16 protein-coding genes are annotated in these 20462 nt (G+C 72.2%); 5 read left to right on the top strand and 11 right to left on the bottom strand.

The window, feature by feature from the left end; all coding sequences use genetic code 11:
- Nucleotides 1-10 precede the first annotated feature (10 nt).
- The 6 genes from ACEZDG_RS11630 to ACEZDG_RS11605 all read right to left on the bottom strand — a co-directional run bounded on the left by ACEZDG_RS11630 (nucleotide 11) and on the right by ACEZDG_RS11605 (nucleotide 7909).
- Nucleotides 11-1087: an RNA polymerase sigma factor gene (locus tag ACEZDG_RS11630; RefSeq protein WP_380506605.1), complete on the bottom strand. Its 1077-nt coding sequence runs from the start codon at nucleotides 1085-1087 to the stop codon at nucleotides 11-13.
- Between the two features lie 199 nt (nucleotides 1088-1286).
- Nucleotides 1287-3218, bottom strand: a complete 1932-nt coding sequence (dnaG, locus tag ACEZDG_RS11625; RefSeq protein ID WP_380506601.1) for a DNA primase — start codon at nucleotides 3216-3218, stop codon at nucleotides 1287-1289.
- A gap of 63 nt (nucleotides 3219-3281) precedes the next feature.
- Nucleotides 3282-4541 (bottom strand): NAD(P)/FAD-dependent oxidoreductase, encoded by a 1260-nt coding sequence (locus tag ACEZDG_RS11620; RefSeq protein WP_380506598.1) that lies wholly within the window; start codon nucleotides 4539-4541, stop codon nucleotides 3282-3284.
- Between the two features lie 100 nt (nucleotides 4542-4641).
- Entirely contained in the window at nucleotides 4642-5913 is a 1272-nt protein-coding gene (locus tag ACEZDG_RS11615; RefSeq protein WP_380506595.1) for a deoxyguanosinetriphosphate triphosphohydrolase, read from the bottom strand.
- Between the two features lie 95 nt (nucleotides 5914-6008).
- On the bottom strand, nucleotides 6009-6932 hold the full coding sequence (locus ACEZDG_RS11610; RefSeq protein ID WP_380506592.1) for a sirohydrochlorin chelatase: 924 nt from the start codon (nucleotides 6930-6932) through the stop codon (nucleotides 6009-6011).
- A gap of 86 nt (nucleotides 6933-7018) precedes the next feature.
- Complete coding sequence (locus ACEZDG_RS11605) at nucleotides 7019-7909, bottom strand: trypsin-like serine peptidase (RefSeq protein WP_380506589.1); 891 nt, start codon at nucleotides 7907-7909, stop codon at nucleotides 7019-7021.
- Between the two features lie 254 nt (nucleotides 7910-8163).
- On the opposite strand from ACEZDG_RS11605, the gene ACEZDG_RS11600 reads away from it, so the two are divergent.
- Nucleotides 8164-9333 (top strand): alpha/beta hydrolase, encoded by a 1170-nt coding sequence (locus ACEZDG_RS11600; protein ID WP_380506586.1) that lies wholly within the window; start codon nucleotides 8164-8166, stop codon nucleotides 9331-9333.
- Nucleotides 9334-9350: 17 nt separating this feature from the next.
- Here the strand turns inward: ACEZDG_RS11600 and ACEZDG_RS11595 are convergent, their stop codons facing one another.
- A complete protein-coding gene (locus tag ACEZDG_RS11595) occupies nucleotides 9351-10376 on the bottom strand; it encodes a proteasome assembly chaperone family protein (protein WP_380506583.1) in 1026 nt (341 codons plus the stop codon).
- A gap of 410 nt (nucleotides 10377-10786) precedes the next feature.
- Between ACEZDG_RS11595 and ACEZDG_RS11590 the strand changes: the two genes are divergently transcribed.
- Nucleotides 10787-11473, top strand: coding sequence for a GNAT family N-acetyltransferase (locus ACEZDG_RS11590; protein ID WP_380506580.1), 687 nt, complete (start codon nucleotides 10787-10789; stop codon nucleotides 11471-11473).
- A 239-nt stretch (nucleotides 11474-11712) separates the two neighbouring features.
- On the opposite strand, the gene ppdK is transcribed toward ACEZDG_RS11590, so the two are convergent.
- From ppdK to ACEZDG_RS11575, 3 genes are all read right to left on the bottom strand, one after another.
- Nucleotides 11713-14481 carry a pyruvate, phosphate dikinase gene (gene ppdK, locus ACEZDG_RS11585; RefSeq protein ID WP_380506577.1) on the bottom strand — a complete coding sequence of 923 codons (2769 nt, stop codon included), beginning with the start codon at nucleotides 14479-14481 and terminating at the stop codon, nucleotides 11713-11715.
- A gap of 392 nt (nucleotides 14482-14873) precedes the next feature.
- Complete coding sequence (dusB, locus tag ACEZDG_RS11580; protein WP_380506574.1) at nucleotides 14874-16046, bottom strand: tRNA dihydrouridine synthase DusB; 1173 nt, start codon at nucleotides 16044-16046, stop codon at nucleotides 14874-14876.
- A 59-nt stretch (nucleotides 16047-16105) separates the two neighbouring features.
- Entirely contained in the window at nucleotides 16106-17011 is a 906-nt protein-coding gene (locus tag ACEZDG_RS11575; protein ID WP_380506571.1) for a helix-turn-helix transcriptional regulator, read from the bottom strand.
- A 102-nt stretch (nucleotides 17012-17113) separates the two neighbouring features.
- Here ACEZDG_RS11575 and ACEZDG_RS11570 point away from each other — a divergent pair, with 102 nt between their 5' ends.
- The 3 genes from ACEZDG_RS11570 to ACEZDG_RS11560 all read left to right on the top strand — a co-directional run bounded on the left by ACEZDG_RS11570 (nucleotide 17114) and on the right by ACEZDG_RS11560 (nucleotide 19378).
- The gene (locus ACEZDG_RS11570) at nucleotides 17114-18601 is read left to right on the top strand and encodes an MFS transporter (RefSeq protein WP_380506568.1); all 1488 of its coding nucleotides are present in this window, start codon (nucleotides 17114-17116) and stop codon (nucleotides 18599-18601) included.
- A gap of 85 nt (nucleotides 18602-18686) precedes the next feature.
- Entirely contained in the window at nucleotides 18687-18980 is a 294-nt protein-coding gene (locus ACEZDG_RS11565) for a type II toxin-antitoxin system Phd/YefM family antitoxin (protein ID WP_380506565.1), read from the top strand.
- Nucleotides 18977-19378, top strand: a complete 402-nt coding sequence (locus ACEZDG_RS11560; protein WP_380506562.1) for a type II toxin-antitoxin system VapC family toxin — start codon at nucleotides 18977-18979, stop codon at nucleotides 19376-19378. Before ACEZDG_RS11565 ends, ACEZDG_RS11560 begins: the two co-directional genes overlap by 4 nt.
- Nucleotides 19379-19408: 30 nt before the next feature.
- Here the strand turns inward: ACEZDG_RS11560 and ACEZDG_RS11555 are convergent, their stop codons facing one another.
- Nucleotides 19409-20242, bottom strand: a complete 834-nt coding sequence (locus tag ACEZDG_RS11555) for a hypothetical protein (RefSeq protein WP_380506559.1) — start codon at nucleotides 20240-20242, stop codon at nucleotides 19409-19411.
- Nucleotides 20243-20462 lie beyond the last annotated feature (220 nt).

The raw sequence follows: 20462 nt of genomic DNA, 5'->3' as shown, positions 1-20462 counted from the left end.
GGCAGGCGGCTCAGTCGAGGTAGCCGCGGAGCTGGTCGGCGAAGGCGTGGTCGCGCAGCTTGTTGAGGGTCTTGGACTCGATCTGGCGGATCCGCTCGCGGGTGACGCCGAACATCCGTCCGATCTCCTCCAGGGTGCGCGGGCGGCCGTCCACCAGGCCGTAGCGGAGCTGGACCACCCGGCGCTCGCGCTCGCCCAGGGTGGAGAGCACCGCCTCCAGGTGCTGCCGCAGCAGGATGAACGCGGCGGACTCCACCGGGGAGGCGGCGTCGGCGTCCTCGATCAGGTCGCCGAGGGCGACGTCGTCCTCCTCGCCGACCGGCGCGTGCAGCGAGACCGGTTCCAGGGCCAGCCGCAGCACCTCGCCGACCCGGGCCACCGGGATCTCCAGGACCGCGGCCACCTCCGCCGCGGTCGGCTCCTGGCCGCGCTCCTGGAGCAGCCGCCGCTGCACCCGGACCACCCGGTTGATCAGCTCCACCACGTGCACCGGCACCCGGATGGTCCTGGCCTGGTCGGCCAGCGCCCGGCTCATCGCCTGCCGGATCCACCAGGTGGCGTAGGTGGAGAACTTGTAGCCGCGCGCGTAGTCGAACTTCTCGACCGCGCGGATCAGCCCAAGATTGCCCTCCTGGACCAGGTCGAGCATGGTCAGCCCGCGGCCGACGTAGCGCTTCGCCACCGAGACCACCAGCCGGAGGTTGGCCTCGATCAGCCGGCGCTTGGCGATCCGGCCCAGCACGATCAGCCGGTCCAGGTCCGAGACCAGCGGTTCCTCGGAGAGGCCAGGGTGGGAGTTGAGGTACTCCTCGGCGAACAGCCCGGCCTCGACCTCGCGGGCCAGCTCCACCTCCTGGACCGCGGTGAGCAGCGGGATCCGGCCGATCTCGCGCAGGTACTGCCGGAACAGGTCGGCGGAGGGGCCGGCGGATTCGTCGATCGCCGCGGGCATCGGGTCGTCCGAGCGGTCGTCGGTCTCCACGAGGGCCTCCGGCGGTGGCTCGTCGGCGAGCGGTACGGGGGCATCGGAGGCATCGGAGGCTGGGCGGATGGCCGTGGCTGCGTCCACGTCCTTCCCTTCCGGCACCGGGAGTCGCTCTGCGGAGGAGGGGCCGGCGCCTGCTGGCCGGGGGCTGGGACTGTGACTGGAGCTGTGACGGAAGCTGTGAGCTGGGCGGGGGGTGTGCGAGGAGTACCGCAACCCAGTGTGCTCCCCCGCAGACGTCCGGGCAGAGACGTGTGCAGCACTTTTTGCAGCCGACGGGGTCTCCCGCTGCCCGGAGGGGTCAGAGCGCCGCGGCGCCGCGCTCGCGCAGGCCCTGGCCGTACTGCTGGAGCGCCCACAGCTCGCCCTGGACGGCCGAGAGCTGCTCCGGGGTGGCCCGCGGGCCGAGCCGCTGCAGATGGGCCCGGCAGTCGGCGACCCTGCGGTCCACCGCCTGCAGCCGCAGCTTGACCAGGAACTCCCCGGCGTACATGGCGTCGGCCGCGCGGCGGGTGCGCACCGGCTCCACGGTCAGCTCGGTGATCAGGCCGCGCACCCCGTCGTCCGGGGCCGCCGCGCGGACCAGGCCGGACCAGGCGTCGGGTGCCGCGGCCCCGGCGGCCACTCCCCCGGCGACCGCGATGGCGGTGCGGACCTGCGCGTACGGCGGGGTCGGGAACTCGTCCTCGGCGTAGAAGTCGAAGGTGGGCGCGACCAGCGCCGGGAGCTGCAGCGCCAGCTTCAGCAGCTCGCGCTCCACGAACTGGGCCGGGTCGCGCGGGTTCAGCCGGTACGCGGGCCGCATCGGCGCGGCGGCGGCCGGCGCGGGCACCGGCGCGCCGTAGCCGCGGCGCTCGCCGGGGCGGTTGCCGTTGCGGTCCTTCTGCTGGTCCCGCTCGCGCTGCCAGCGGGCCAGCTGGGACACCCGGCGGACCACGAACTGCTCGTCCAGGATGCCGATCATGCCGGCCAGCTGGACCGCGTAGTCGTGCTGGATCGACTGGTCCTTGATCTGCGCGACGATCGGCGCGGACTGCTCCAGCGCGGCCGAGCGGCCCTCGGCCGTCTCCAGGTTGTGGGTGGCGACGGCGGCCCTGATCGCGAACAGGAACAGCGGGACCGGGTTCTCGATCAGCGCCCGGACCGCCTCGTCGCCCTGGGCCAGCCGCAGCTCGCAGGGGTCCATCCCGCCGGGGCTGACCGCGATGGAGGTCTTCGCGGCGAACTTCTGGTCGTCCTCGAAGGCGCGCAGCGCGGCCTTCTGGCCGGCCGCGTCGCCGTCGAAGGTGAAGACCACCTCGCCCCGGTACTGGGAGGTGTCCATCAGCAGCCGGCGCAGGATCTTGATGTGGTCCTCGGCGAAGGCGGTGCCGCAGGTGGCCACCGCGGTGGTGACGCCCGCGAGGTGACAGGCCATCACATCGGTGTAGCCCTCGACCACCACGGCCCGGCCGGTCTTGGCGATGTCCTTCTTGGCCAGGTCGATGCCGTAGAGGACGTTGGACTTCTTGTAGAGCGGGGTCTCCGGGGTGTTCAGGTACTTGGGGCCGTTGTCGTCCTCGCGCAGCTTGCGCGCGCCGAAGCCGACCACCTCGCCGGTGATGTCCCGGATCGGCCAGACCAGCCGGCCCCGGAAGCGGTCCATCGCCCCGCGCTGGCCCTCCGAGCAGATCCCGGAGAGCAGCAGTTCCCGGTCGCTGAACCCGCGACCGCGCAGGAAGCGGGTGAGGTTCTCGAAGCCGCCGGGGGCGTAGCCCACGCCGAAGTGGGTGGCCGCCGCCTCCTCGAAGCCGCGCTCCTTGAGGAAGCGCCGGCCGATCTCCGCCTCCGGGCTGCCGAGCTGCTCGGTGAACCAGGCCGCCGCGATCTTGTTGATCTCCAGCAGCCGGGTCCGCTCGCCCTTCTGCTGGCCCGGCTGGTAGCCGCCGCCCTCGTAGCGCAGGGTGATGCCGACCTGTCCGGCCAGCCGCTCCACGGTCTCGACGAAGGACAGGTGCTCGATCTTCATCACGAAGCCGAGGGTGTCGCCGCTCTCCTGGCAGCCGAAGCAGCTGAAGACGCCCTTGCTGGGGTTGACGTAGAAGGACGCGGACTTCTCGTCGTGGAACGGGCAGAGGCCCTTGAGCTGGCCGCCGCCGCCATTGGTGAGCTGGACGTACTCCCCCACGACATGGTCGATCCGGACGGCGGCCCTGACCGCGTCCACGTCCTCGTCCTTGATGCGTCCAGCCACGTCGTGCAGTGTATGCCCGGCAGCCGACAGCACCCGAGGGTCGAGCGGCGGCTACGGCGGCGGCTACAGGTCCGCGAGCGGGATCGAGGGGTCGGCGAGGCGGTCGGGGGCGATGGGTCGGCCGGAGCGGACCAGCTGCTGGACCGCGCCCACCACGTCCCAGACGTTGACGTTCATCCCGGCCAGCACCCGGTTGTCCGGCCCCTGCCAGAAGGCGATGAACTCGCGCTTGCCCGCGTCACCCCGTACCACCACGTGGTCGTAGGAGCCGGGGGCGGCGTAGCCGGAGTACTCGAGGCCGATGTCGTACTGGTCCGAGAAGAAGTAGGGCACCCGGTCGTAGGCCACCTCCCGGCCGAGCATCGACCGGGCCGCCGCGGGGCCGCCGTTGAGGGCGTTGGCCCAGTGCTCGACCCGCAGCCGCCGGCCGAACAGCGGGTGCTCGACCGAGGCCACGTCCCCGGCGGCGAAGACGGCCGGGTCGGAGCTGCGCAGCGAGGCGTCCACGGCGATGCCGCCGCCCTCCTCGGCCGAGGCGATCTCTAGGCCGGCCTCGACGGCCAGCGCGGTCTGCGGCAGCGCGCCGGTGCCGACCAGCACCGCGTGCGCCGGGTGCTCGTCGCCGTCGTCGGTGTGGGCGGCCAGCACCATGCCGTCCTCGCCCTCGATCGCGGTGACCGTGGCGCCGAAGTGGAACCGCACGCCGCGGTCCTGGTGCAGATCCGTGAAGAAGCCGCCGAGTTCGGGGCCAAGCGCGCCGAACAGCGGGGTGGGCTGCGGTTCCACCACGGTCACCTCGGCGCCGTAGCCGCGGGCGGCGGCGGCCACCTCCAGGCCGATCCAGCCCGCGCCGACCAGCAGCAGCCGCCCGTTCTCCCGGCCCAGGGTCTGCAGGGTGGCCCGCAGCCGCTCCGAGTCGTGCAGCCGGCGCAGGTAGTGCACACCGCCGAGCTCGATCCCGGGGACGTCCAGCGCGCACGGCGCCGAGCCGGTGGCCAGCAGCAGCCGGTCATAGGTGAGCACGGTCCCGTCGCCGAGCCGCACCGCCCGCGCCTCCCGGTCGATTCCGGTCACCGGGGAGCCGAGCCGCAGCTCGATCTCGTGCGCGGCGTACCAGGGGGACTCGTGCACGAAGAGGTCGGACCTGGGGGTGGCGGCGGTGAGGTAGCCCTTGGACAGGCCGGGGCGCTCGTACGGGGGTTCACGCTCCTCGCCGACGAGGATGACCCGGCCGGTGAAGCCCTCGGCACGCAGGGTCTCGGCGGCCTTGGCCCCGGCGAGTCCGGCTCCGACGATGACATGGGTCTCGTGTGCGTCCACCACAGGTGGTCTCCTGTCAGGTCGTGAAGTGGTTCACTGCGGGCAGTCGTCACAGCAGCCTCCCGCACCGGCACGGAACGGTGAAGAGCGCGTGCACGCTCCGTTATCGCCGGATGACCAGCATCCGGTGCCGGGCCTCGGCCGAGGCGTCGGTGAGCGTCGCGATCTGGTCCACCACCGCGCGCAGCCGCCCGGCGTCGTCCGCCGCCTCCAGGTACAGCGCCTGGAACACCGGGTCCAGGCCGACCGGCGCGGAGCCGAGCAGCACCTCGGCCAGCTCGCCGATCACCGCGCGCTGCCAGGTGCGCAGCTGCGCCTGGTCGTCACGCTGCATCACATAGCGCACGGCGACGGCCTTGAGCACCGCGCACTCGGTCCTGACCGACCGCGGGACGATCAGGTCGGCGGCGTAGCGGGTGAGCGGCTTCGGGCCGTAGCGCTCCCTGGTGGCCTGCTCGGCGGCGGTGCAGAAGCGGCCGATCAGCTGGCTGGTGGTGTCCTTGAGGGCGGCTCTGGCCCGGGCCGAGGCGTCGTAGCTGCGGGGCCACCACTCCTCGGCCTGCAGCCGGTCCAGCGCCTCGGCCAGCTCGTCCTGCTCGGCGGTGGGGGCGTAGCGCCGGGCCACCGCGAACAGGTCCGCCCGCTCGCCCGGGGCGCGCAGCGCGGCCGGGGCGACATGCCCGGCGTGCAGGCCGTCCTCGACGTCGTGGACCGAGTAGGCGACGTCGTCGGACCAGTCCATCACCTGGGCCTCGAAGCAGCGCTCGAAGCGGTCCCGGCTCGCCGGCGCGTCCTCCCTGAGCCAGTCGAAGACGGCCTGGTCCTCGGGGTAGACGCCGTACTTCCGCGGCAGTTCGGGGTGGCTGCCCCTGGTCCACGGGTACTTGGTCGCCGCGTCCAGGGCGGCCCTGGTCAGGTTGAGGCCGACGCTGCGCCCGCCGGTTCCGGCGCTGAAGCGCTTGGGTTCGAGCCGGGTCAGGATCCGCAGGCTCTGCGCGTTGCCCTCGAAACCGCCGCAGCTGCGCGCGGCCAGGTCGAGCGCCTCCTCCCCGGTGTGGCCGAATGGCGGGTGGCCGATGTCGTGGGAGAGGCAGGCGGTCTCCATCAGGTCCGGGTCGCAGCCCAGCGCCGCGCCCAGCTCCCGGCCGATCTGGGCGCACTCCAGCGAGTGGGTGAGCCGGGTCCGCGGGAAGTCGCCGGCCGCCGGGGCGACCACCTGGGTGGTGCCGGCCAGCCGGCGCAGCGCGGCGGAGTGCAGCACCCGGGCCCGGTCGCGCTGGAAGGCGGTCCGGCCGGGACGCTTGTCCGGCTCGTCCACCCAGCGGGCCTGGGCGGCGGCGCTGTACTCGGTGCTGACCTGTTCCGTGTCGTCCATATCCGGCAACCGTAACCGCCTGGTCCGACAGCCCGGAACTGACACACCACCGGACCGGGCCCGCCGGAACGAAACTGACGGCCCCTCGGACGGCCTCAGACCGCCGCGGCCACCGCGGTCCGGGCCGGCAGCGCCGCGTCGTAGCGCTGCAGCAGCAGCTCGGCCACCGTCTCCGCCGCTCCCAGCGGGGCCGCGACCAGCCAGGGCGCATCCGCCGCGGCGAGCCGGGCGAAGTCGCCGGGGGCGGTGAAGTAGGAGGAGAGCGCGATCCGCCGGTAGCCGCGCTCGCGCAGCACGGCCACCGCCTGGGCCACCGTCGGCGCGGCGGCGGAGACGTACGCGGGCACCACCGGGGCGTGCAGCCGGGCCGCCAGCAGCAGCGCCTGGGTCTGCGCGTCCCGGGCCGAGGCCGGGTCCTTGGAGCCGGCGGCGGCGAGCACCACGGCGTCCCTGGCCTCGCGGCGGCGGACCCGGCCGACCTCGGGGTCGTCCCAGCCGGCCTCGGCCAGCCGCTGCCGCAGGGCGTCGGCGAGCAGCGGATGCGGGCCGAGCGGCGCGGCGACGGAGGCGTCCAGCCGGGGGTGCCGGGCCAGCGCGGCCGGGAGGTCGTGCCGCACGTGGTAGCCGCGCCCGAGCAGCACCGGGACCAGCACGGCCGCACGGCCCGCGGTACGCACGGCAGCACGGTCCCGGGCCAGGTCGTCCAGGACCTCGTCCAGCAGCGGCTCGTTCAGCCCGAGGTGCGCCAGCCGTACGTCCAGGCCCGGGCGCAGCGCGCGGACCCGGTCCAGCAGCCGGGCCACGGTGGTGCGCGCGGCGGGGTCGCGGGACCCGTGGGCGACGGCGACCAGCACCGGGCGCGGATCCGGGCGCGTGCGCCGTCCGCCTGCTTCGATGCGCCCCCGGCCGGACCGGGGCCCGGCCGGGCTCGGCGCGAAGCGGTGCGCCATCTCGGCGATCAGCTCGGCATGACTGCTGCCGAGCGGGGCCCGTTCGGGGGTGGTGTCGGTCGGCGTCATACCGCCAAGCCTGCCGCACCGGTGTTTCCTCCCAGTTGCGCGGCCGTCACACGGCGTCTCCCTCGATGTGACGGAGCCCTCTACGCTCAGGCCGCGGCCACGGCCTGGGCGTAGAGGGCCTTGACCGCGTCGCCGAAGTAGCTGGCGAAGGAGACGTCGGGGGTGTCCCCGCCCTCCTCGTAGCCCCCTATGACGCCGACCAGGGTGCCCCGGCCGGTCCTGGGGTCGACGCCGGTGAGGATCGGGCCGCCGCTGCTCCCGTCCGCGAAGCCGGTGCAGTCGAACTCGGACTGGGTCGGCGAGTAGACCTTCAGGGTGTTGCGGCAGGCCACCGGCTTCTCGGTGTCCGCCGGGTAGCCGATCACCCCGACCGGTTCGGGGCGCTGCGGGGCGAAGCCGACCGCCTGCGCGCCGACCAGGTCGGCCAGCCGGGCGCCGGGCGAGCCGAGCCGGCTGACCACGACGAAGGCCACGTCGTAGTCCCGGTCGCTGCTGGCCGCCCAGTGCGGGTCGACCAGCACCTTGGTCACCGTCCACTCCCCGTACGGCTCCCGGCCGTCGTGGTAGCCGGGGACGAAGAGCACCGGCGCGGAGGCCGACGCGGGTGCGCCCGCGGCCGGGTCGGACAGGCAGTGCGCGGCGGTCGCCACGACATTGCCGACGGTGCTGGCCACCACGGTGCCGGTGCAGAAGTGGTGGTGGGTCGAGCGCCCGGTGTCGTCCGCCAGGAACAGCGCGCCGACGCTCGGCAGCCCGTCGAAGGCCGCGCCGGCGGTGGACAGTGTCGCGGCCGGACCCGCGAACCCGGCCGGGACGTTCGCGGCCGAGTCGGCGGCACTGGCCGGACGCGGCGGGGGCGGCGGGCTTCCGGCGCTGTCCGCGGCGGGCCTGGCCCACTGCAGCGCCAGTACGAAGCAGATGCCGAAGACCAGCGCCCCGGCCAGGCGGGAGAGTACGCGCAACTGCGAACGGGTCACGCGGACGTGCTCCTTTCCGGGCCGACCGGATCGACAGAACCGAATGATATGCACCGACCCGGGGTCCGTACATGACCGACAGGTAAGAGCCTCCGATCAACGTCGCAGCCCAGTCTCAAGTCCTGTGCAATTCGTGTCACAACTGTGTAAGAGGGCCCTCTGGCCAGGGAAGACACCAACTGCGGTCGGTTAGGGTTCTTTCGGACCAAGGCCGCCGCGGCAGCCGTACACGCGCGCCGAAGGGTTGCCAAGCAGTGAGCCTCACCGGCACCGCATTCTTCTACCTGCTCATCGCGGCCACCGCGGCGGCCGTCGTCGGCACCTGCTTCGCCTGGGGCGCGGTCCGCGGCCCGCGACCGCTGCGCTGGGGGTCCAGAGTCGTCATGATCGCGGTCTGCCAGTTCACCGCCATCGCGGTGGTGGCGGCCTGGATCAACAACAGCTACGGCCTCTACACCTCCTGGGACGACCTGCTCGGCCGGGACAACGGCAGCGCCACCGCGGCGATGCCGGGGCCGCCGGCCGGCCGGGCGATGTTCACCAGGGGCAGCAACGGTCTGCTGGAGACCTACTTCCACGGCGCGCACTCCAAGCTCTCCGGGGAGGTCCTGGCCTGGACCCCGCCGCAGTACGACGAGCCCGCGTACCGGCACCAGAAGTTCCCGGTGATCATGCTGCTGCACGGCGTCCCCGGCTCGCCCCAGTCCTGGGTCGAGGGCGGACAGGTCCCGGGCCAGCTGGCGAGGATGATGGAGTCGGGAATGATCAACCCGGCCATCCTGGTGATCCCGGTGATCGACCCGGGCGGCATCGACACGGACTGCAGCGACACTCCGGCCAGGAAGAACGCCACCTGGATCGCCCAGGACGTGACCCAGCTGATCAAGAGTCAGTTCCGGGCCCTGCCCGAGGCCAGGGGCTGGGGGCTGGTCGGCCTCTCCACCGGCGGCTACTGCGCGGTGAAGCTGCCGATGCAGTACCCGGGCACCTTCGCCAACGGGGTCGCCCTGGACCCGGACCCGCTCGGCGGCGACCCCAGCGTGCTCACCAACGCCAAGCTGCGCGAGGAGAACAGCCCGCTCTGGCTGACCCGGAAGCGGCCTGACGTCTCGCTCTTCGTCGCCACCAGCGCCCAGGACCGGCTCAGCCGGGTCGCCAACCTCACCGCCCTGCGCAAGGACGCCAAGTGGCCCACCACCGTGGCGCCGCCGCTGGTGCTGCCCACCGGCGGTCACAACTGGAACACCTGGCTGCGGATGTACCCCGTGGTCTTCCCCTGGCTGAGCAGCCATCTGGACCGGGCGCACGTGGTGGCGCCGAGCAAGCCGCAGAAGCACCCGGCGGGCTCGGGTTCCACCGGGGCGGCCGGAGTCGACCCGTCCGCCCCCGCGGAGCGGAAGAGCGCCCCGCCGCGGAAGCCCTAGGGGGTGTCTGACGGAGGCTAGAGCCCGGTGCCCTCGTTGGGGCTCTCGCCCTGCTCGGCCAGGAACTCCTCGAAGGCCCGGCCGAGCTCGTCCGCCGACGGCAGGTCGACCGGCTCCGCCATCAGGTTCTCCCGGCCGGAGGCGCCAGCCACCGCGTCGTACTGCTGCTCCAGGCCACCGACGGCGCTGCGCAGCTCGTCGTCGCCCTCGGCCAGCTGCTGGTCGATGTCGGTGCGGACCTCGTCCAGCTTGGCCCGCAGCGAGACGCCCGGCAGCACCAGCCCGGTGGCGGCCTGCACGGCCTCCAGCACGGCCACGGCGGCCTGCGGGTACGGCGTACGGGCGAGGTAGTGCGGGACGTGCGCGGCGAAGCCCAGCACGTCGTGCCCGGCCTCGGCGAGCCGGAACTCCAGCATCGCCGCGATGCTCGCCGGGACCTGGACCTTCTCGAACCAGCGCGGGTAGAGCCCGATCAGGTCCTCCCGGTTGCCGTGCGGGGTCAGGCCCACCGGACGGGTGTGCGGGACGCCCATCGGGATGCCGTGGAAGTTCACCGCGAGCCGCACCCCGAGCTGCTCCACCACCTGGCGCACGGCGGCGGCGAAGCGCTCCCACTCCACATCCGGCTCCGGGCCGCTGAGCAGCAGGAACGGCGCCCCGGCCGAGTCGTGCAGCAGATACAGGTCGATCGCCGGGGCGTCGTACGAGGCCCAGCGGTCGCGGTCGAAGACCATCGCCGGGCGGCGCGCCCGGTAGTCCACCAGACGGTCGGCGTCGAAGCGCACCAGCAGCTTGCGCGCCGGGTCCTCCAGCAGGTGGTCCACCACCTGCTCGCCGACCTCGCCGGCGTCCATGAACCCCTCGAAGAAGTGCAGCAGGACCGGGCGGCCCTTGGCGGCGCCCCCGTCCAGGCCGGGGACCGCCTCGTCGTCGGTCCCGGCGTCACCCTTGTGGCCGGTCTCACCACCGGACGTGCCGAAGGCCGCCCCGACGGCGGCCAGCGCCTCCGGCTCGAATGCGTACAGCGCCTGCGGATCAAGCACGGTGAACCCAATCTCCCGAGGTCCGCGCCCTGAACCGCGCGCAGACTCCACTATTCCATCAGCAGCACGCCCGGGCCGTGCGGCATTCCCGACTGTGCCGGGAAGTCGGGCGCGGCGCGGGATGACTTGGCCGCCCGGGCCCGGTATGGTCCTCTCGCTGCACCGCATCGTTGCCGTCAGCGAGCCTCTGGCACCGCTCTACCCTCGCACGACCTGACGTACCCACGCATCGCACCCTGCCTTCACCTGGCCGCCCGCTGTTCTTCGCGCTCTCGTTCCTTCCTCGGCCATCTTCCCGGACAGACACTGTCCCCCCGCTCCCTGCGCCGCCACGGCTGACGCGCTCCGTCGCCGTACCCGGGACCCGCAGGGCGCCCCTCCCTGTCCCGCCGCCTGAAGGACACAAGGCCGTGCCTCTTCCTGTCTACCTCCATGGCCGCAGCGTGCGGCTGGAACCCCTCGCGGAGCGCCACATCGAGGCGCTGACCACGGCTGCCGCGGAGGATCGCAGCAGTTTCGCGTTCACCCCGGTCCCGCACGGGACCGAGGCCACCGCCCGCTACGTCGCGGACGCCCTGGCCGCGCAGGAGGCGGGGCGCGCCCTGCCGTTCGCGACGGTCAGGACCGCCGACGGCGCGGTCGTCGGCTCCACCCGGTTCTGCGAGCTCGACTACTGGCAGGGCCCGGTGGTCTGGCCGCCGGTCCCGCGCGGGCCGGTCGGCGACGCGGCGTCGGCGGTGCCGGACGCCGCCGAGATCGGTGCCACCTGGCTCTCCGCGCGGGCGCAGGGCACCGGGATCAACGCCGAGGCCAAACTGCTGATGCTGCGGCACGCCTTCGAGACCTGGGGCGTGCGCCGGGTCTCCATGCGCGCCGACGCCCGCAACGTGCGCTCGCGCGCGGCGATCGAACGCCTGGGCGCGGTCCTGGACGGGGTGCACCGGGCCCACAGCCGCGGGCTGGACGGCCAGGTCCGCGGCACCGCGTTCTACTCGATCCTGGACGAGGAGTGGCCTGCGGTGCGGATTGCGCTGGAGCGCAGGACCGGCGTGGTGCGGTCCGTGGTGGAACCGGTCTGGCCGCTCATTTCGGCCTAGGCCGCCCGGAACGCAAAATGCCGGGGCGGGTCACTCCCGGACGCCATTGTCCGGGGGTGACCCGCCCCAGCGGTACGGCGGGTGCTCTGCGCCGAGCGCCGCCGTAGCTTGTGGGCGGGCAGCTCCCCCTCCCTTCCCTCATCCTTGGTCGGGGACGGGGGTTGCACCGGGAGGGGGATACCTCGCGCTGACACCGGAGGGCACACCCCGCGAGGGAACAGGGCACCGGTGAGGGTTTGTCAGCGCGAGTCGCTGCCCGCGGTCTCGATCGCGGCGCGGCCTGCTTCCAGGCGCGCCACGGGGATTCGGAAGGGCGAGCAGGACACGTAGTCCAGCCCGGCCCGGTGGAAGAAGTGGACCGAGTCGGGGTCGCCGCCGTGCTCGCCGCAGACCCCGAGCTTCAGGTCGGGGCGGGTCTTCCGCCCCTCCCGTACCGCGTGCTCGACCAGGGCGCCGACACCGTCGCGGTCGATGGTCTCGAAGGGGGAGACCCCGAAGATGCCCTTCTCCAGGTAGGCGGTGAAGAACGAGGCCTCCACGTCGTCCCGGGAGAAGCCCCACACGGTCTGGGTCAGGTCGTTGGTGCCGAAGGAGAAGAACTCAGCCGCCTCGGCGATCTGACCGGCCGTCAGCGCCGCCCGGGGCAGCTCGATCATCGTGCCGAGCTTGATGTCCAGCTTCACCCCGGTCGCCGCGGCGACCTCGGCCAGCACCAGTTCGCACTCGTCGCGCACTATCTCCAGCTCCTGCACCGTGCCGACCAGCGGGATCATCACCTCGGGACGGGGGTCCCCGCCGCCGAGCCGCCGTTCCGCCGCGGCCTCGGCGATGGCCCGCACCTGCATCCCGAACAGGCCGGGGATGACCAGGCCGAGCCGGACCCCGCGCAGCCCCAGCATCGGGTTCTGCTCGTGCAGCTTGTGCACCGCCTGGAGCAGCCGCAGGTCGTTCTCGTTGGGGTCCTTGCGGGCCTCGGCGAGGGCGACCCGGACCGACAGCTCGGTGATGTCGGGCAGGAACTCGTGCAGCGGCGGGTCCAGCAGCCGGACCGTGACCGGCAGTCCGTCCATCGCCTGGAACAGCTCGACGAAGTCGCCCTTCTGCAGCGGCATCAGGGTCGCCAGGGCGGTGTCCCGGTCCTTGTCGTTGTCGGCCAGGATCAGCTGCTCGACCTCGCGGCGCCGCTCCTCGCCGAGGAACATGTGCTCGGTGCGGCACAGGCCGATGCCCTGGGCGCCGAAGCGGCGGGCGCGGTTGGCGTCGTCCGCGTTGTCGGCGTTGGCGCGGACCCGGAGCCGGCGGCGGACGTCGGCGTGGGCCATCAGCCGGTGCACCGCCTGGACCAGGCCGCCCTGCTCGTCGGCGCCGGCGTGCAGGGTCCCCTCGAAGTACTCGACCACCGGGGACGGCACGACCGGGACCTCGCCCAGGTAGACCTTGCCGGTGGAGCCGTCGATGGAGATCAGGTCGCCCTCCTCCACCACCTTGCCGTCGGCGGTGGTGAAGCGGCGCTTCTTGGTGTCGACCTCCAGCTCCTCGGCGCCGCAGACACAGGTCTTGCCCATGCCGCGGGCGACCACGGCCGCGTGCGAGGTCTTGCCGCCGCGGGAGGTGAGGATGCCCTCGGCGGCGATCATGCCGTCCAGGTCGTCCGGGTTGGTCTCGCGGCGGACCAGGATGACCTGCTCGCCGGAGCGGGACCACTTCACCGCGGTGTAGGAGTCGAACACGGCCTTGCCGACGGCCGCGCCGGGCGAGGCGGCGATGCCCCAGGCCACCCGCTCGGCCTTGGTGGCCTCGTCGAAGCGGGGGAACATCAGCTGGGCCAGCTGGGCGCCGTTGACCCGGTGCAGCGCCTCGTCCAGGTCGATCAGGCCCTGGTCGACCAGCTGCACCGCGATCCGGAAGGCGGCGGCGGCGGTGCGCTTGCCGACCCGGGTCTGCAGCATCCACAGCTTGCCGCGCTCGATGGTGAACTCGATGTCGCAGAGGTCCCGGTAGTGGTTCTCCAGGGTCTCCATGATGGTCATCAGCCGGTCGTAGGAGGTCTTGTCCAGGCCCTCCAGCTCGGCCAGCTGCATGGTGTTGCGGATGCCCGCCACCACGTCCTCGCCCTGCGCGTTCTGCAGGTAGTCGCCGTAGACGCCGGCGTGGCCGCTGGCCGGGTCGCGGGTGAAGGCGACGCCGGTGCCGGAGTCGGCGCCCAGGTTGCCGAACACCATGGAGCAGATGTTGACCGCGGTGGCCAGGTCGCCGGGGATCCGCTCCTGGCGGCGGTAGAGCTTGGCCCGGTCGCTGTTCCAGCTGTCGAAGACGGCGTGCACGGCGAGGTCCATCTGCTCGCGCGGGTCCTGCGGGAAGTCACGCCCGGTGTGGTCCCGGACGATGCCCTTGAACTCCTCGACGATCGCCTTGAGGTCGGCGGCGTCCAGGTCCAGGTCGTCGCTGGTGCCCTTGGCCTGCTTGGCCCGCTCCAGCGCCTCCTCGAACAGGTCGCCCTCGACGCCGAGCACGGTCTTGCCGAACATCTGGATCAGCCGGCGGTAGGAGTCCCAGGCGAAGCGGTCGCCGGAACCGTCGGCGGCGGCGGCCTGGGCGGCGAGGCCGCCGACCGAGGCGTCGGACAGGCCGATGTTGAGGACCGTGTCCATCATCCCGGGCATGGAGAACTTGGCCCCGGAGCGGACCGACACCAGCAGCGGGTCGGCCGCGTCGCCGAGCCGCCTGCCCATCTGCTGCTCCAGCGCGTCGAGGTGCGCACTCACCTCGGCCCGGAGGGCGGCCGGCTCGGCGCCGGTGTCCAGGTAGACCTTGCACGCCTCGGTGGTGATGGTGAATCCCGGAGGGACGGGAAGCCCGAGGTTGGTCATCTCGGCGAGGTTCGCACCCTTCCCGCCGAGCAGGTCCTTCAGATCCTTGTTGCCCTCGGTGAAGTCGTAGACGAATTTCTGCTCTGCCGACACGGGTCTGTTCTCCTGCCGCACGGTTGCCCTGACGTCGGAGAACATACCCAGATCAAAGGCCGTTCGACGCCTCCGTTGGGCCGTCAGTGGTTTGTACCGATGGGTAACCCACTAGATCGAAAGCGCACAATCGGGCTTCGCCTGTGAAACTGAAATCGTCGGCCTGACGCTAGCCATCGTTCAAAGGTTGAACGCATGGAAACCCGAACATCACCCGGGCGGCACTCAGCGTTCATGATCCGTATCGGCGCTGTTGCCTTGGCTTGATCAGGTGTAAGGAATCACCGCCGCCTGACACGTGCACGTTCGGAATGTGATCCACCTGCCGGGCCACCTGCGCTTTTGCGTCCAACTGACGCAAAGTGAGCGGTGATGTGTCCAGAGTCACGTGGCTCCGGAGCGCCCGTCTCACCCCTCGTGCGTAGTCCGGCTCAGCCTCAGCCGCCGCTGGTGTCCAGTTCGGCGTCGGAGCCGGGTACGGCGCAGTCGTACGGGTCGTCGAGCCAGCCCTCGGGCAGCACCACCCGGTTGGCCCCGGAGGTACGGCCGCGCGGGCCGTCCGCGCTCTCCGGCCAGCGCTGGTCCTGGTCCACCGCGGCGAGGTGCCCGGCCAGCTCGTCCAGCGAGGAGGAGAGGGCGAGCCCGCGGCGCAGCTCGGAGCCGACCGAGAAGCCCTTGGTGTACCAGGCGACGTGCTTGCGGAAGTCCACGACGCCGTGCTTCTCGTCGCCGATCCACTCCCCCAGCAGCTGCGCGTGCCGGTACATCACCTTGGCGACGTAGGAGAAGTCCGGCCGGGCGTACTGGGTCTCGCCCTCGAATACCGAGACCAGCTCCTTGAACAGCCAGGGGCGGCCCAGGCAGCCGCGGCCGACCACCACGCCGTCGCAGCCGGTCTCCCGGACCATCCGCACCGCGTCGTCCGCGGACCAGATGTCGCCGTTGCCCAGCACCGGGATGTGGGCGGGGACGGCCTCCCGCAGCCGGGCGATGGCGGACCAGTCGGCGGTGCCGCTGTAGTGCTGGATCGCGGTGCGGCCGTGCAGCGCGATGGCGCTGACGCCCTCCTCGGCGCCGATCCGGCCGGCGTCCAGGTAGGTCATGTGGTCGTCGTCGATGCCCTTGCGCATCTTCATGGTGACCGGCAGCCCCTGCGCCCCCGCCACCGCCTCGTGCAGGATCCGCTGCAGCAGGTTGCGCTTGTACGGCAGCGCGGAGCCGCCGCCGCGGCGGGTCACCTTGGGGACCGGGCAGCCGAAGTTGAGGTCGATGTGGTCGGCCAGGTCCTCGTCCGCGATCATGCGGGCGGCCCGGCCGACGATCACCGGGTCCACCCCGTAGAGCTGGATCGAGCGCGGCGTCTCGGAGGCGTCGAAGCGGATCAGCCGCATGGTCTTGTGGTCCCGCTCGACCAGCGCCCTGGTGGTGATCATCTCGGAGACGAAAAGACCCTTGCCGTCCGACTGCTCCCGGCAGAGGCTCCGGAACGGCGCGTTGGTGATCCCGGCCATCGGCGCCAGCACGACCGGCGGCCACACCTCGATCGAGGCGCCCAGGCGCAGCGGGGCGACGCTCGGCGCGGCGGCGGATGCTTCGACGGTCGTGGTCATCTCTGGTTTCTTCCCGTGCACGTTGGAGGTCGGCAGACTGCCCATTGTCCCATCCGGGTTCAGCCGCCCTTGACGGCCAGCGCGTGCAGCCGTTCCACCCGCTCCCGGGTCTCCTCGTCGGCCGGGGTGTAGCTGATCAGCCGGGTGCTCTCGCGGGGGCCCAGCCACAGCGTGGTGAAGTCGAAGTGCAGCAGCCCGACCTCCGGGCTCAGAAAGCGCTTGTCGCCGCTGCCCGAGGTGCGCACCTCGTGCTGCCGCCACTTGGCCTCGAACTCCGGCGAGGCCAGCGTCAGCCGCTTCAGCAGCGCCTTCCAGGCCGGTTCGGCGATGTGGTCGGCCATCGCGGCCCGGAACTTGGCCACCATCATCGACGTCGCGGCCTCGTAGTCGACCAGGGCGCGCTTCCAGTCCGGGTGGGTGAAGCAGAGCAGCAGCAGATTGCGGTCCTCGGGTGCCACCGCGTCCAGGTCGCCGATCATCCGCCCGTAGGTGCGGTTGTAGGCGAGGACGTCGTAGCGGCTGTTCACCGCCACGCAGGGCAGCGGCTCCAGCTGCTCCATCACCGCCTGCACCGACGGGGTGATGGTGGGGCAGAGCGCGGGCGGCGCCGGGTCGGGGGCGCCGGCCAGGATGAAGAGGTGCTGCCGCTCGTTGGGGTCCAGCAGCAGGCCGCGCGCGATGGCGTCCAGTACCTGGGTGGAGACCTGGATGTCGCGGGCCTGCTCCAGCCAGGTGTACCAGGTCACCCCGACCGCGGCGAGCTGCGCCACCTCCTCCCGGCGCAGGCCCGGCGTACGGCGCCGGCCGAGCGCGGGCAGGCCGACCTGCTCCGGCGAGATCCGCTCGCGGCGGCTGCGCAGGAACCCGGCGAGCTCACGGCGGCGCAGTTCCTCCGGCTTGGCCGGGGCGGCCGAGGAGGCCGGAGCGGAGTGGACAAGTTCGAGCGGAGCTGGGGCGGTGGCCATGCCTACCAGGATGCGCTATTGGGCATCCCTGTGCCAGGTAGTGCTGATACCTGGATAAGCACACACTGGTACCAGGTTAAGAAGCAGCGGATCGTAGTGGTCATGACTTCACAGGTGACTCCCGCATCCCGGGCGAACGTCCTGCCCCGGGTAACCCGCCTGGGCACTGCCGGCGCTCCTTCCCCAGCCTCGCACACGGCCCGGCCCACTCCGCGGCTCAGCGCGCTCGGCCTCTTCACCGTCCTGCTCGGCGCGTTCCTGCCGATGCTGGACTTCTTCATCGTCAATGTCGCGCTGCCGACCATCGACCGCGACCTGGTCGCGGGACCGGCCACGCTGGAGCTCTTCGTGGCCGGCTACGGCATCGCCTACGCGGTGCTGCTGGTCCTCGGCGGGCGCCTCGGCGACCTGTTCGGACGGCGGCGGCTGTTCATCGCCGGATCGCTCGCCTTCGGCCTCGCCTCGCTGGCCTGCGGCCTGGCCCCGACCGCGCTGACCCTGGTCGCCGCGCGGGTGGCCCAGGGCGCGGCGGCGGCGCTGATGCTGCCGCAGGCGCTGGCCACCATCCAGTCCGCGACCGAGGGCGAGCGCAAGGCACGCGCCATGGGCATCTACGGCGCGGTCGGCGGGATCTCGGTCGTGATCGGCCAGGTCGTCGGCGGGGTCCTGCTCTCGGCGAACCTCTTCGGCACCGGCTGGCGCTTCATCTTCCTGGTGAACGTCCCGGTCGCGCTGGTCGCCGCGGTGCTCGCGCTGCGGTCGGTCCCGGAGACCCGCTCGGCCAACCCGGCCAAGGTGGACCTGCCCGGTACCGCGCTGCTGGCCGCGACCCTGCTGTCGCTGCTGGTCCCGCTGATGGAGGGCCGCGCGGTCGGCTGGGCCTGGTGGACCTGGACCCTGCTCGCCGCGTTCCCGTTCCTCGCCGCCGCCTTCGTCACCGTCGAGCGCAGGGCCGAGGCGGCCGGGGCGATCCCGCTGATCCCGCTGTCGCTGCTCCGCATCGACGGGCTGCGCACCGGCCTGACCATGGCCGTCCCCTTCTTCATGGGCTTCGGCGGCTTCATGCTGGTGATGGCCGTGGCGCTGCAGCAGGGCCTGCACGAGGGCCCGATCGCCTCCGGCATGGCGATGGTCCCGATGGCGGTCGGCTTCTTCGCCGCCTCACTGGCCGGGCCGCGGCTGCTGACCCGCTACGGCAGCAAGGTGATCCTCACCGGCACCGTGGTCCAGGCCGTGGGCCTGGCGGTGCTCACCGTCACCGTGCTCACCGACTGGTCCGGCCTCAGCCCGCTGGTGCTGCTGCCCGGGATGGCCATCGCCGGCACCGGCCAGGGCCTGGTGATGCCCCCGCTGATCCGGCTGGTCCTCTCCGAGATCCCGCCGGCCCGGGCCGGCGTCGGCGGCGGCATCCTGGCCACCACCCAGCAGTCCAGCCTGGCCCTGGGCGTGGCCACGCTCGGCACCCTGTTCCTCAGCCTCTCCCCCAGCTGGGGCATGCGCGACGCCCTCACCCTGGTCCTCGCCCTGCAACTGGCCCTGACCGTCCTGGTCGTCGCCCTCTCCACCCGCCTCCCCCGCCGCGTCGGATGACCCCGCGGCGGGCCGGTTCCCTCGATCGGGCGAAATCGACGCACGATCCATCGAATCGACGCACGCTCCGACCTATCGTGAGTCCATGACCGCACGAGTGCCGATTCGGCAGCTGCAGCAGCACGCAAGCGAACTTGTGGACCGGGTGGCCGCGGGCGAGCGCATCGAGATCACCCGCAATGGGCGCCTGGTGGCGGTGCTGGCACCACCGCCACCGGAGCAGCGCGTCCTCGAGGACCTCGTCCGGGACGGGACGCTCGACGCACGCAACGTCCAGCGGGCAGTCGGGCTGGCGGACTGGGAGCCGCTCCCAGCGGCTCCGGAGGAGAAGCCGCTCTCGGAGACCCTGCAGGAGCTCCGGGACGAGGAGGACCGGTGATCTACCTCGACTCCTGTGCCCTGCTGAAGCTGCTCAGCCCCGAGGCGGAGACGCCGGCGCTGCGCTCCTTCCTCCGGTCGAGGGCTGCCGAGGGCCATGCGAGCAGCGCGCTGGCGGAGACCGAGGTCGGCAGAGTCCTGGTCCGGCGCGGAGCCGGCCAGGACCTGCTGGAGAGCGCCGAGGACCTGCTCAGCCGCATCCTCCGGATCCGGATCACCGACCCCGTGCTCCGCGCCGCGGGCCGTCTGCCCGTGCCCCACCTCCGCAGCCTGGACGCGATCCACCTCGCCAGCGCGGAGTTCCTGGAGCAGGCTCTCACCGCCTTCGTCAGCTACGACAAGCGCCTGCTCGCCGCCGCCGCCGAACGCGGCCTCCCGATCGAGTCCCCCGGGGCCTGATCAGGATGGCGACACGAGGCAGGGCGGCGGCTAACCCCCGTTGGTGTCGGTCCAGTCGCCGGTGAGGAAGTCCTGACTGATCTCGCACATGGCGATGTTGTAGCCGCCCGAAGCGGTCGCCCTGGAGATCACCTTGCCGTTGACCTTGATCTCGCAGGTCACCTTGCCGCCCCCATTGAGCTGCGCGGTGATCGAGTAGTACAGCGGGTGGCCGAGCGTCTTGGTCACAGTCATCGGCACGTGCCCTTCGGCGCTGCTGCCGGCCTGCCCGTACTGCACGTCCGCGTGACTACCGGTGAGGACATAGGTGATCGTGTCACCCTTGGGCGCGGCGGGCTTGCTCCCCGGGCAGTCCTCGCCGGTCTTGACGGCGCCGAGGTCAACGGTGCTGCTCAGCGCCCTCCCACCGGGTGCGGGGGTCTGGCTGCAGACCTTCCAGTCCCGGTCGAGGATCTGGTGCCGCCCGGTGCCCAGTGCGTCATGGGACTTCAGTAGGAAGAAGCCGGCCGCTTGGGCGGCGTCCTGCGCTGCCTGGAGACCCTTTCCGACGAGGTTGGGCAGGGTTCCCGCCTTCACCACCGCGGGCTTCACGCTGGCCGTGGGCGTAGGCGTGGGCGTCGTCGTCGGGTCAGGCGAGGTACTGGCGCTCGTGATCGACGCGACCCGCTGCGTGGGCGCGGGGATGGGGCGACTGGCCGCCGTGTCCTTGGCCGGCCCGACGATCGCGCCGACAACACCGAGCACGACCAGCAGGGCGAGGAGCCCCCCGCAACCGATTCCGGCCAGCTTCCACTTGGGCTGCTTCGTGGGCGGTGGCGGTGGCAGGTACGGCGCAGGCGGACCTTGCTGCGGTGGGTAGGTCATGTCGCTTTTCCCCCAAGGTAGTTGGAGGGGTCAGCGTTCCAGCATTGTGAATAATCCGTGCAGGTAGACACCAAATAGTTACAACTCGGCTCTCGTTTCGGTGGGGAATGCCAGCATCGCGGGATGACCACGAGTGAGCTGGGGGACCAGCACAAACACCCGCTTGTAGTCGACGTGCTTACCTGCCGCCGCACGTGGACGACGCCGCGCGATGTCGTCC

Origin of the sequence: Streptacidiphilus alkalitolerans (genome assembly GCF_042511045.1) — a bacterium.
GTDB lineage: Bacteria > Actinomycetota > Actinomycetes > Streptomycetales > Streptomycetaceae > Streptacidiphilus > Streptacidiphilus alkalitolerans.
The sequence above is the reverse complement of the archived record's forward strand: the minus strand, read 5'-3'. Positions and strand labels throughout refer to the sequence as shown.

Excerpts from the sequence above, each read along its gene's own strand:
- ACEZDG_RS11555 (WP_380506559.1), bottom strand. The coding sequence starts at position 20,242 with ATGACCTACCCACCGCAGCAAGGTCCGCCTGCGCCGTACCTGCCACCG.
- ppdK (WP_380506577.1), bottom strand. The coding sequence starts at position 14,481 with ATGTTCTCCGACGTCAGGGCAACCGTGCGGCAGGAGAACAGACCCGTG.
- ACEZDG_RS11570 (WP_380506568.1), top strand. The coding sequence starts at position 17,114 with ATGACTTCACAGGTGACTCCCGCATCCCGGGCGAACGTCCTGCCCCGG.
- ACEZDG_RS11615 (WP_380506595.1), bottom strand. The coding sequence starts at position 5,913 with ATGGACGACACGGAACAGGTCAGCACCGAGTACAGCGCCGCCGCCCAG.
- ACEZDG_RS11575 (WP_380506571.1), bottom strand. The coding sequence starts at position 17,011 with ATGGCCACCGCCCCAGCTCCGCTCGAACTTGTCCACTCCGCTCCGGCC.
- ACEZDG_RS11565 (WP_380506565.1), top strand. The coding sequence starts at position 18,687 with ATGACCGCACGAGTGCCGATTCGGCAGCTGCAGCAGCACGCAAGCGAA.
- dusB (WP_380506574.1), bottom strand. The coding sequence starts at position 16,046 with ATGACCACGACCGTCGAAGCATCCGCCGCCGCGCCGAGCGTCGCCCCG.
- ACEZDG_RS11610 (WP_380506592.1), bottom strand. The coding sequence starts at position 6,932 with ATGACGCCGACCGACACCACCCCCGAACGGGCCCCGCTCGGCAGCAGT.